This window comes from Frankia alni ACN14a (genome assembly GCF_000058485.1).
GTDB classification, from domain to species: domain Bacteria; phylum Actinomycetota; class Actinomycetes; order Frankiales; family Frankiaceae; genus Frankia; species Frankia alni.
In genome coordinates this window covers 2938115-2949380 of the sequence record NC_008278.1, presented here as the reverse complement: position 1 = coordinate 2949380, position 11266 = coordinate 2938115, and the positions used below count along the sequence as shown (strand labels likewise).

The window sequence follows — 11266 nt, the reverse complement described above, 5'->3', positions numbered from 1 at the left end:
GGGTCCGACGATGAACGAGACGGCCTGGAAGCAGGTGAACATCACCTACCCCAGCCCCGACCCCCACCAGCGGGAACGCCACGCCATCGACCACCTCGCCCGCGTCCTGCCCGCCGCCGAAGCCGACAGCCTCATCACCGCCTGGTTCTTCATCCGCAAAGGCCCCTGGCGTATCCGCTACCTGGTCGCGCGGGAAACGATCGGCCACGGCGAGCCGAACCCCGACCCCATCCACCTACCGCTCACCGACGGGGTCCGCTGGACCGCCGACATCTACGAACCGGAAGTCCACGCCTTCGGCGGTCCCAGCAGCATGAACACCGCGCACACGCTGTTCCACCACGACAGCCGCCACCTGCTCACGTTCCTCCGCGACGACCCCGCCGACCGGCGGGAACACTCCCTCGTGCTGTGCACCGCGCTCATGCGAGCCGCCGGACTGGACTTCAACGAGCAGGGCGACGTGTGGGCACGGGTCGTCGAACAGCGCCCCGGCCCGGCCGGCGCACCAGCGGACCCCCAGGCATGGGCATCCTTCACCAGCGACGTCCGCCACCTCCTCCTCCGCGACGCCCGAGCAGACCTCATCGGCCGCGACTGGCTCAACGCATTCAAGGAAACAGGCGAGAAACTCCGAACCCTGCGGGAAAACGGCACACTCACCCGCGGAATACGCGCGATCATAGCCTTACACGTGATCTTCCACTGGAACCGACTCGGACTCACAGCAACCACCCAGACCACACTCGCAAGAGCAGCCAAGGAGGCCGTCTTTGGCAATACACCCCCATAACCCAATCTGGCAGACATCGCCGTCCGTCAAACCCGACACCGATAAGGTTCCGCGACATGCCCGCCACTGTCAGCGACGCCAGTGTCTCGTCCGACCCCGCCCGCGACCTGCGCGCCAAGCTTGCCGACCGTCTGTGCCAGGACACCGTGAAGACGCCCGAGGTCGAGACCGCGATCCGCGACGTACCCCGGCACCTGTTCCTGCCCGGCGTGCCCCTCGAGCAGGCGTATGCCGACGATCCCGTCTACACCAAGCACGACAGCGGCGTGTCCATCAGCGCCGCGTCCCAGCCCCGGATCGTCGCGATGATGCTGGAACAGCTCCACCTCGAATCCGGCCACCGCGTCCTGGAGGTGGGCGCCGGCACCGGCTACAACGCCGCGCTCATGGCCGCCATCGTCGGCACCTCCGGCCACATCACCGCAGTCGACATCGACGAAGACCTCGTCGAGAGCGCCCGAACCCACCTGGCCGCGGCTGGGGTGACGAACGTCGACGTCGTCCTCGGCGACGGCGCGTTCGGCCACCCCGACGCAGCACCGTACGACCGGGTGATCGCCACCGTCGGTGCCGTCGAGACCCCCACCGCCTGGCTCGACCAGCTCGCCCCCGCCGGCCGACTGGTCGTGCCGCTGCGCCTGGCCGGCGCGGCCTCCCGCAGCATCATCTTCGAGCGCGACCAAGACGGGTGGATCAGCCGCGGCAGTGAAATGTGCACGTTCATGCCCCTCCGCGGTTTCGGCGATGACGCTCGCGGCACCGTCGACCTCACCGGCACCGGCGAAGTCACCCTGCAAACCCACCGGGACAACAGCCACGCCACCAACCAGGAAACCCTCACCGGCGTCCTAGACACCCCCCGCTATGAGGCGTGGACTGGCGTGGTGTTCGGCCCGGGAGAGTCGTTCGAGTGGCTCTACCTGTGGCTGGCCTGCGGACTGGCCAACCCCCTCATGCGCATGAACGTCGACACCGCGGCGAAGAAGCGCGGCCTGGTCTCTCCGATGTTCTCGACCGTTGCGATGTCCACCAGCGCCGCGGACGGCAGCCTGGCCTACCTGACCCTGCGCCCAGCCCCGCCGGCCGCGGACGGCAGCCGTCAGTACGAGGTCGGTGTCCTCGGCCACGGCCCCACCGGACAGCAGCTCGCCACCGACGTCGGACAGCAAATCACGCTGTGGGATCAGGGTTTCCGGCATCGCCACGTCACCTTCGCACTCCCCGACACACCCCCCACCGCCAACACTGACGGTGGCCGGTTCGTCCTGCATCGCCCCCACCGCCCCATCACCGTCACCTGGGAATGAGGTGGACCCGACCGGGCCGACGGCCCGCCGCTTTCCCCTCCTGCCCCGTCCTCGCCCTGCCTGCCTCCCACTCGACGAACGCGTAGCGGACCTGACCCGACGCGCCCGCGCAGCCGACCGCGACAACGACCCGACCGCGGCGTCGGCCGTGCACAACCTCGCAGCACTCCTCGCCTCGGACTGCGGCGAAAACACCACTCACTCAAGCGGCTTGCGCGTTGGCTTCGCTGGCCGCCACCTGTAGAAGCGGGATCAGGTCGCACCGGCAGCCCTCGTGATCTCCGGGGAAGAGGGTTGCGGTCGGCGGGAACGCGCTAGCATTGATCAGTTGCGGGTCGGACAGGCCGGTCACGTGTAGCCCGTCCAGCTCCAGGTGCGGCCGAAACGCCCGACGGAACAGGGTGAAGTGCCGCCACTCCCATCCCTGAACTCGCACCTGATGCTGAGCCAGCCATGCCAGCACGTCCGCGCCGAGTGCCAGGCCGCCCAGCAGCTCTGTCGGATCTGCGAGGGTGCCGTCCGTGCCGAGACCAGGGGAGGTCTCCCTTCCACCTGCACCGCCGGCCATCGCCAGCGCGGCGCGGATCAGCCGCGCGGGGATCAGCATTCGGCCATCGCTGAGCACTGGGCCGGCGGGCTCGTCAGGCAGGGTGACCGGCTCCGGGTCCGGCGTGTAAAGCAGCCGGCGGAACAGGCCGTTGAGGGCGGTGGCCAGCCACTGCCACGCGGCATCGGCATGCTGGTGCAGCAGACTGCCCAGCTCCGCCAGGTCCGCTGCGGTCGCGGTCGGGATGAGGTGGCCCAAGCGGGCGTGGATGTGGGCGAGGGCGGCGGCGATCAGCTCACGCCAGAACTCGGCCAGCTGATCCCATCGGCTGTCCTCGCCTTCGTCCTCCAGTTCGGCGTAGGCCGCCAGTACGCGGGCGCGTCCTAGGGTGGCGCACACCCGCATGTTGGCGATTCCGTTGATGGCGCTGCTGGCGTGGTGGTCGGCCCGGACGCGGGTGCGGATCCGCGCTCCGGCCCGGCCGAGCAGTTGGCGCATCTCCGCGTCTGCAGCTACCTGAAGCCGGTCGATGATGCTGCGGTCGCTGTCGGCCAGGGCGACCGCGAAGCGGTAGGGATCGGTGCCGCGGCCGCCGGCGGCGGTGATGGGCTGAACGGCGTGGGAGGGGTTGGCGGGTGGGCCGGTGGGGGGCTCGTCGTCCTCGGGCGGACCCTGCTCGGCCGGGGGGTCCTGCTCCGAGGGTTCGTTCCCGTTACCGTCGGGTTCCTGGATGGGCGGCGGGACCACTTCTTTGATCTTCAGGGTGGGGTCCATCCGCTGCACGACTGCTTGCACCACGGGGGGCGGTAGCGCCTTGAGACGGGCGATCAATTGCATCAGGAGCTGTTCCGGGGTGGGTTCGTCGGCCTCGGCAAAGCCCGCGGCCTGGCGCAGCGCGTCCCAGCTGATGGCGCCGCGGTCGAACAGTTGGAGTGCGTTGGCAGTGTGATCGGGTGGTTTGATGAGCTCGGTGGGGTCGAACCAGATGACAACGCGCCGGTATTCCGCCGCATCAAATCCTTCGGCTGCCAGAGCCGGCCACAGGAACCCAGCGGTGAGCGAATCAACCTGGAACAGGACTTTCGGCTCGATGTGGTGTCGAAATGTATCTGCGGAGATCTGCCAGGCCGTCCAGTGGTTAGCGTCCGCCGTTCCCAGAAGCACTTCGGGGGGCAGGTCGATGCCCGTCGCGATCCGGCGGATCAGTTCGGCGCGGGTGTCGACCCCGGTGCGGTCGATGTCGCGTTCCAGGCGTAGGTATTTGATCGTCTCGAGGATGTCGGATGGTCCGCGCAGCACCATCGGCACCACCGCCGATGGGGAGCCCTCATCCACGATTGCGGCCATGAGCGCCCGGGTGAACATGGTCATGAACGGATCGGCGGTCGCGTTGCTGTCGCTTTGGTCGCCGACGGCAACGGACAGCTCCTCGGGGACCAGCAACAGGCCGTTGGTCATCGCGCGGCTTTTCGCAGCGGCGCGGACCCCTCGGGAGAGGTCCAGCAGTTCCTCGCAGATTTCGATGATGGCCCGGGAGGGGCTGTCGGCCAACGCGCGGTAGCGGGGGTGGGGACGCCATAGCCGGGCCACATAGCTGTGCCGTGGATCCAGTAGTTCCCCGCTGACGGTGTAGCCGGCCCCGTCCGCGGGAAGATCACGCAAGCGGTAGCCTTCGTCGGTCGGGACCAGTTCGTCGACGGAGCGGATGGTCCAGTCCTCCTGACCCCCTGGCTCCTCCAGCCCAACCAGATACGTTTCGCCCGGTACCTCAAGGTTGACCGAAAGGGTGTGCAGCAGGGCTGCAATTGCCATTCGTCCGGAGCCCAGCCGCTCCATTTGGGCCCGGGCCGCGTCGGCCAGCCCGGTCGGCAGGTCGGAGACCTCCTCGGCGGGGACAGGCGGGGCGGCCGGATCATCGGTGTATGCGGCGGCGAACAGGCGCATGCGGGAAACGGCGGAGCCGAGCCAATCGTGGGCGTAGCGCAGCTCCGGAATCAGGTCCCGGTACGCCCATGCTTCGGGCTGCCATGCCTGCCTCAACCGTTTTTCGCGTTTCACCACGTCTTTGTCGGTGATGTCCAGGGCTGCGCCGGAGGCGACCAGCAGCCGCCCCCGGCGGGGAGATCCGGAACGACGGAACATTGCCACCGGCTCACCTACCCTGCGGGGACGACATACCCCACAGGATGTCACTCCTACCCCTCCGAGTGGGCGGTAGGGAAAGGTAGATGGGGTGAGGGGTGGCTATCGCATCTGGCGCAGGAGCAGAGGCACCGCAATTGCCATCAGCGACCCGGAGAGTGCCAAAGAGGGCCAGAACATGACAGTGGGCCAAGCCCAGTAGGCCGGCGCATACCCCAAAGCTATCCAGACCGACATGCACGCCTCACAGGCCCACAGTTCGGCCCACGCGGGCTGGATTTCCACGGTCCCGACGTTCGGAATGACCTCACGTCGTGTCCTGGTCCGCCCCAACGCGAGGACCTTCGTCCGCAGCGCGCCCAGCGGTATGCGGTCGGCGGTGGCCATCCTGGTTAGGCGTACCACTGCGCCGAGGTAGAGCAGGACATCCAGGCTACTCACGGGGTGCCTCGGGCTCCTGCCCGCTGCGGATGAACCGCAGGTACCCGGCCGCAGCGGCGGCTACCTCTTCCCAGGGGGGCGGCGGCTGGTCGGGGTCGGCCAGGTCCACCCTGGCCAGGTTCAGGCAGTAGGCCCGTATCTGCTCCTCGGGCGTGAGCGCGGTGAGGTCTTTCCAGGACAGATCGGGCGGACCGGGGTGCGCGGCGGTGACCAGGTCGCCCTGGTCGGGGGCAAAGGGAGTTGTCACCGTTCCAGCATTCCCTCACCGGTCCCCTTGGGGTAGGTGACCAGGGGTAGGTCCCCGTTACTCAGGGGCGGTGCTGCGGTGCCCAGCCCGTCCCGCGGGCGGCAGGGCCGTGGTCACGGCTGGAGCTCGTGCGGGATGAGGCGCCCCAGAGGGCCGCAGGAGCTGCAGTGGCCGGTCTGGTGGACGGTGAGGATGCCGCCCGCCTCCACGGCGACCTCCAGGTGCCGGCGATCGGACGGCAACTGCGGGGTGTCCAGGTTGTCCACCCGTACCTCGGCGATGCCCCCACGGAAGGCGGCGTAGGGGGTTCCCCCGTGGACTCCGTAGACGGCGACGGTGCCGGCGTCGGTGACGACCACCTTCGCGGGCTGGATGGTGCGCCCGTCAGGCAGGACCGCGCGGGCCGGGTACAGCACACGGTTCATGCGCTCAGACTGCCACTGCGTGAGGCTGCGGAGGGGCTGGCCGGTGTCGGCACCGGCCGGAACCCCGTGCCGACACCCGCGGTCACCACCTGCTCGGGGAGGCGCAGCCGCGCCGAGTGAGGACAGGTAGCGCACCGCAAACAGAACTCGTGTAAAGTTACCTACGTCAACAAAGAATGGCTCTCGATTGAATGCCGCGGAAGGGGTGATGCCATGCCGGGCGCCGCATGGTGCGGGCTGCTACGGACGGCCAACGAACAAGCGGTCGCGTTGGGTCGCTATCCCGATGCGCAGACAGCACAGGAGAAGGCCAGGGTGATTGCCCAGCAGCAAGCGGGCCGCCTGGTGGCGGCGCTGCCCCGCTTCACCGTGCTCCAAGCAGATGCGCAGCTGACGAGCCCGCACAGGCTAGGCGATCAGCCTCCCCTGCCCGCGCGGCTCCCCCGAGCGTTGCAGGACCCCGAGGCGAAGCTGGCCGCAGTGGTCGTTAGCGCCGCGGGCCGGCCGCTGGCGGTCACCGGGTTCGCTGGCCCGGAAGCCGTGGCCCAGTGGGCCGCCGGCACTCTCCGCAGCCGTGGCGGCCGGCTGCTGGGCAGCGCGCCCATCTACAAGGAGTACGACGGGACGCAGGCGATGCGGCAGGCGTTCTGGGCCGAGGTCGACCGACGCCTGTCCGCCTGGGCGTTGCTGGTGAACACGCAGGATGATCTGCTGATCGACAGTGGTGCGGCTGCCGCGTTGATCGGGCTGTCCGCGAAGACGATCCGGGAGAACGCCGGTTCCCCGCGCTCGAAGCTGCCCCCTGCGCGCAGCCGCACGGGCCGGACGCCGTTGTGGTCGGCGCTGGAGATATTGATCTATGCGGAGCGGGCCGGAGCAGCGCGCGATCGGATGCTGCCAGCCGAACAGCCGCCGGCCATGGCGCAACTGTCCAAGATCGGAATCAGGGGTATCGGTGGCGGCGGCGACCAGCGGTACGTCAGCGCCGCGGAGTTCGCGCAACGGCTGACGGCCGACCCGGAGGACTTCCAGGTGGCTCTGACGGCCGCGCGGAACGGGTGGACCCGCCGGCCGGGCAGCCTGGTGGTGCCGCCTGCCGATCTCCATCTGGGCCGCACGCCCCTGTGGACCCAGGCCACCGTCGACGCGGCAGTCGAAGCCTGGCTCGGCCGCGCCTAGCAGCACGGAGAAGGAGAGGTGCGCGCCGGGGCCATCGGACGGGCTTATACCGGGATTCCGGCTGTCAACAAAGAACGTACGAAAGGAGCCGGCGCGCAGAGGCAGCCTACAGCAGGACAGCGACCGGGAGAACCAACCCCCCGCGAGCTGTCCCTGCTCCGGTCAGCCTGCCCCTACGGCAGGAACCGCGGACAGTCTGCGGCCGGGGTCCGGGGCGTCAGTGAACCAGGGGCCGCGATGGATGGCCGGACCGCCTGGCCGTGCGGCGTAGACGGTGCGGTGGGTCTGGAACAGCCGCCGGTCGCAATGGGCACAGACCGCGGTATACAGGGTGATCAGGCCCGCCGGTTGCGGTTCGCCGTCCAGCGTGTATTCGGTCGGGGCGACGGCAATACGCGACGCGGCGCGCAGGGCTCCCGACGTTGTCTCATGGTCGCAGTGCCTACTCATCTCCCCTCCCCCGCGTGCGTAGCGTGATTGTGCACCGGGGTGGACCGCGTGAAGCACCGGGGTGTCGCTCCTACGTGCGGGCATGGGGGAAGACCTCCTCCGACAAGATCGGTAACTACTTTACGTCGGATGTTCCCGGAATGCCCGCGGCACGACGATAGTCACGTTTGCGCCGTGCGGCCTCCACCCGTGGCAGAGGCAGTGCGACGGGTCCACAGCATGCTCATGGCCGTGAACCTGCGCTGTTCGGCCGTGCGGTGCTGTGCGGTCTGGGCTGCACAGTACCGAGACCGCCGCCGGCATCCGCATGGCCGTGCAGGTGACGTTTCGCCTCGAGCATCCTGCGGGTGAGCGATGACGGGGTGGAAGCGCGCTCTGCCCTCATGGGGTTCGGCGTCGCGGATCGCGCGGTGGGCTGTGTGGTCGCGGCCGGCGGGTACGTGCAGGTCGTCGGTCAGGTCGTGGAGGCCGGCGCCGTCGGCCGGACTGGACTCCGCCGATCGGCGCTCACGACCGTGCACTCGTTCAGGTCGCTGTCCACAAGGGGGTCCCCGGCTCGATGGCGCCGCCGGAGACCTGCCGGGGCCTGCACGAGCGTGCAGGCCCTGCCGAAGGGGCACCAGGCCGTCGGCGTCCCCGTTGTTGACGGCGATTCACGCAGATCAGGCCGGCAAACATCGTCTACCAGCACACGCTCATGGCTGCATTTCCGAGCCGATCAGCGTCGATGTGGCCGTAGCCCAGATGACGGCACTGGTGTTCGCGGGCCAGCCTGCAGTAGACCATCTCCTGCAGGTCGAAAGTCTCCAGCGTCGCGTGGCAGAAGCCGGCCACCAGCAAGCGCGGTGGGGCTGCATCCGACCACACGATCCAGTGGCCCACCTCGCCGGTGGCCTCCATTCCCAGACTCCAGTGCTCACCCGGGTGTTCGGCCGGTAGCCAACACCGGTACGGGTTGGCCACCTTGTGCAGGCCGTCCACGACCGCGCCCAGCTCGATCAGCAGCCGTCCCGGAAGCCACACCTGCGCCTCGCACGCCTCGACATCGTCCCGAAAATTCACGCGCGTCACATCACGATGATCGGCCTGCTTCCCCGGCCGGTGCCGGCCGGGGAAGGACGTCGGCCGTCCGGAGGCTCCGGCATGGCACCCAGCCTCGCCGGCCGCCAGCTGCTCGGGGCTAGCTCCTGTCAGGGGGGTGAATCAGGGGCAGTCGAACGGCTGTCCAGGCAGCCATCACGCTCGTGCGGGGCCCCTCACGGCCGGCATCCCGCTTGCTGCACAGTCACATGACCGTCAGCGGATCGTGAGCGGTGACCGCACACCAGTGCGGTGTGCGGTCACGGTCGCAGGTACCGCACACGCTCGACCGGCCCTGCCGGATCACCCTGTCGCGACCGTGGCAGCGTCGGCGGCCTTCCGGCGATGCTTGTATGCCCATCCCTCACGCATGCCGGCACCGGGTACCCAGGAAAGAATTTCGGCCGCGGGGATGTTCAGCGGGGAGCGGCGATGGCGTTCCCATTCCTGCCGGAATCGGTCGGCGGCGATCTCCCGGGCCTTCGCGGCCCGTGCGACGTCGTCGGCCGGCCACGTCGGCACCTCGGGGTCCTGTGCCGGCACATCATCCGGCTGACCTTTGCCATCCTCAGCCGGCGGCGGTTCAGAGTGGACCCGCGCGGCGTCCGGTTGCACGCCGACGTGCAGCTGCTGCCTGGGTTCGTCGGGCTGCGATGTCGGGCTGCCGTTCTCCGGGGCGACCGCGGCGTGTCCAGGCGAGGCTGCGTCGAGGAGAGGATGCGCTGGGGCCGGCCGGACCGCGACCGAGCCAGCCGCGCGGCTGCGCCAAGGCTGCCATCTACGAGCTGGCGACCCGAACACCTCGACCTCGGTCGGGCTTGTCTCGCCTGCGACTGCCTCCGCCGCGGCGGCAGGGTCAGTCAGAAGCGGGGCCGAGCGACGAGCGATCCGATCCGCGAGGACCGCCGCGCGCACGGCCACCAGGTCCAGCCCGGCGGGGAACATCCAGGCGAAGTGGTGGTCGAGCCCGATGATCAGGCCGATCTGCCACAGGGTCTCGAACGACAACGCGAACGACAACGCGAATACCGCGCCGGTCAGCGCCCAGTCGCCGTACCGCTGGCCCGAGGAACCGGGCTGGCCGAACGGGGACAGCTGCATGTGAAGCGAGCCCAGAACCGCGACCGGCGGGGTCGCCGACAGCAGCACTGATGCCCACGCGGACAGCTGCGCCCGGTGATAGATCAGGGCGTGCTCGCCGTTCGCGAACACGCTCATACCCAGACTGAAGATCAGCATGGTGAGCGGTAGTCGAAGTGGCCGGCTCCGCTGCCACCACCCCTTCATGCCGCGCCGGTCCCCCTGGACCGGGCCTTCGGTGAGGTGGGGTTGTCTGCGGCCCGCTTCCTGGCAGCCGAAGGGACGGTCAGAATGCGTACGGGCACGTGCGTCTCCATGGGGCGTCGCGTGTCTGACCCCCGGTGCATCCCCGACGTCACCAGCGTCGGGTCCGGGGGCCTCCAACAGCCCCGAGGCTACCCCTACCCCCTACCGCCGCATCACCGGTGCTCCGTCGCGGACTGGGCTTGGTCGTCCGAGCGGGGCGGGGTGGTGGATCGGACCCACCCCGCCCGGGCCATGGCGTCGGCATCGGCTTCGCGGAGTGAACCCCCCGGCTCCAGAATGATCACCTGTCCGTCTGGGACCTGCTCATGGAGAAGGCTAGCCAAACGGCTCAGCACGTCCGCGCTGGTGTCCCCCCAGGACGTCAAAGAAAGAATCAGAGCGACCGTGGAGGAGGACACATTGAGAGCGTCGACGCTGAACCCGGAGGTGACGTGCATCTTCTGCCACAGCGCGTAGGCAGCGCGGGCATCCCCCAATGCAGTGTGGCGGCTTTCTGGATTGTCCGGGACGTCGAAGTAGCGGAACAGGACGTCGGTGTTGTAGGGCATGCCCAGCTGCCGAAGGGCAGCGGCGGCGCGCGGGTAGAGGCCGGTGGCCGCCTGGCCGATCAGGACCCCGGCGGCTAGGTCCTCCACGTCGTGGGGCTGGTAATGCCAGGGAGCACTCTCCCAGGTGTAGCTGCTGCCCAGCTGGGCGCGGAGCCACAGTTCCAGCCGCAACGCGTCGAAGCTGGGGACGACCCCGAACAGGTGGGTGTCGCGCAGGGCGGTGGCGATCACCTCGGCCGCTTCGGCCTCTGCCAGCGGGACGACCATCCTTCCGGCCTCCGGGTGCATCAGGGCGGCGTCGACCCCGTCGGGCAGCGCGAAGCGTTCACCGAAGCGGCAGATCTCCAAGGATCTGGGATCGGCCATGCTCATGTCCGGCCTGATCTGCACCAGCATTTCTCTGACCAGCCCCCCGACGTCCATGACGAAGCCCGCCTCCCATATGACGCGGGCGCCGGAACGCAGGCTGATGCACTCGGTATCACCGAACGTGAGGGGGTCGCCGCTGGCAGGCCAGGACATGGAGATCGCCCTTTCTTAACGATGGGTTCGGCCGCCGGGCCGTTCCCTCCACAGCGGGACAGCGTCCTCCCGGCGGGACGCTGTCCCGCTCGGGACAGCCGGGGCCGTCCGTACAGATCCGGACCGGACGGTCCACCGGTCCCGGCGACCGAATGACCCCAACCCTACCTACCTCACCCCGCACGCAGCCATATCTACCGCTACCGTTACCCCATAGAGTTGATCGCAGGAAGGGGTG

Annotated in this window: 10 protein-coding genes; 3 read left to right on the top strand and 7 right to left on the bottom strand. The window is 69.0% G+C overall.

Annotated elements, in window-relative coordinates:
* Nucleotides 1-10: 10 nt before the first annotated feature.
* Together FRAAL_RS11755 and fxlM are read left to right on the top strand one after the other, a co-directional pair.
* Nucleotides 11-793 carry a thiopeptide-type bacteriocin biosynthesis protein gene (locus tag FRAAL_RS11755; RefSeq protein ID WP_011603852.1) on the top strand — a complete coding sequence of 261 codons (783 nt, stop codon included), beginning with the start codon at nucleotides 11-13 and terminating at the stop codon, nucleotides 791-793.
* Nucleotides 794-849: 56 nt separating this feature from the next.
* Nucleotides 850-2100, top strand: coding sequence for a methyltransferase, FxLD system (gene fxlM / locus FRAAL_RS11750; RefSeq protein ID WP_011603851.1), 1251 nt, complete (start codon nucleotides 850-852; stop codon nucleotides 2098-2100).
* Between the two features lie 202 nt (nucleotides 2101-2302).
* Here fxlM and FRAAL_RS11745 read toward each other — a convergent pair whose 3' ends face one another.
* The 4 genes from FRAAL_RS11745 to FRAAL_RS11730 form a co-directional block, all read right to left on the bottom strand.
* Nucleotides 2303-4795 carry a hypothetical protein gene (locus FRAAL_RS11745; RefSeq protein WP_157892064.1) on the bottom strand — a complete coding sequence of 831 codons (2493 nt, stop codon included), beginning with the start codon at nucleotides 4793-4795 and terminating at the stop codon, nucleotides 2303-2305.
* Between the two features lie 96 nt (nucleotides 4796-4891).
* Nucleotides 4892-5230 carry a DUF1360 domain-containing protein gene (locus FRAAL_RS11740; protein ID WP_011603849.1) on the bottom strand — a complete coding sequence of 113 codons (339 nt, stop codon included), beginning with the start codon at nucleotides 5228-5230 and terminating at the stop codon, nucleotides 4892-4894.
* On the bottom strand, nucleotides 5223-5477 hold the full coding sequence (locus FRAAL_RS11735) for a hypothetical protein (RefSeq protein WP_011603848.1): 255 nt from the start codon (nucleotides 5475-5477) through the stop codon (nucleotides 5223-5225). The genes FRAAL_RS11740 and FRAAL_RS11735 overlap by 8 nt, the downstream gene beginning before the upstream one ends.
* Before the next feature lie 113 nt (nucleotides 5478-5590).
* A complete protein-coding gene (locus tag FRAAL_RS11730; protein WP_157892063.1) occupies nucleotides 5591-5902 on the bottom strand; it encodes a hypothetical protein in 312 nt (103 codons plus the stop codon).
* Nucleotides 5903-6115: 213 nt separating this feature from the next.
* On the opposite strand from FRAAL_RS11730, the gene FRAAL_RS11725 reads away from it, so the two are divergent.
* The gene (locus tag FRAAL_RS11725; RefSeq protein WP_011603846.1) at nucleotides 6116-7081 is read left to right on the top strand and encodes a hypothetical protein; all 966 of its coding nucleotides are present in this window, start codon (nucleotides 6116-6118) and stop codon (nucleotides 7079-7081) included.
* Between the two features lie 1131 nt (nucleotides 7082-8212).
* Here FRAAL_RS11725 and FRAAL_RS11720 read toward each other — a convergent pair.
* From FRAAL_RS11720 to FRAAL_RS11710, 3 genes are all read right to left on the bottom strand, one after another.
* Entirely contained in the window at nucleotides 8213-8602 is a 390-nt protein-coding gene (locus FRAAL_RS11720) for a hypothetical protein (RefSeq protein ID WP_011603844.1), read from the bottom strand.
* A gap of 312 nt (nucleotides 8603-8914) precedes the next feature.
* Nucleotides 8915-9760: a DUF2637 domain-containing protein gene (locus FRAAL_RS11715; RefSeq protein WP_157892062.1), complete on the bottom strand. Its 846-nt coding sequence runs from the start codon at nucleotides 9758-9760 to the stop codon at nucleotides 8915-8917.
* A gap of 350 nt (nucleotides 9761-10110) precedes the next feature.
* Nucleotides 10111-11028 carry a hypothetical protein gene (locus FRAAL_RS11710; RefSeq protein WP_011603841.1) on the bottom strand — a complete coding sequence of 306 codons (918 nt, stop codon included), beginning with the start codon at nucleotides 11026-11028 and terminating at the stop codon, nucleotides 10111-10113.
* Between the last annotated feature and the right edge of the window lie 238 nt (nucleotides 11029-11266).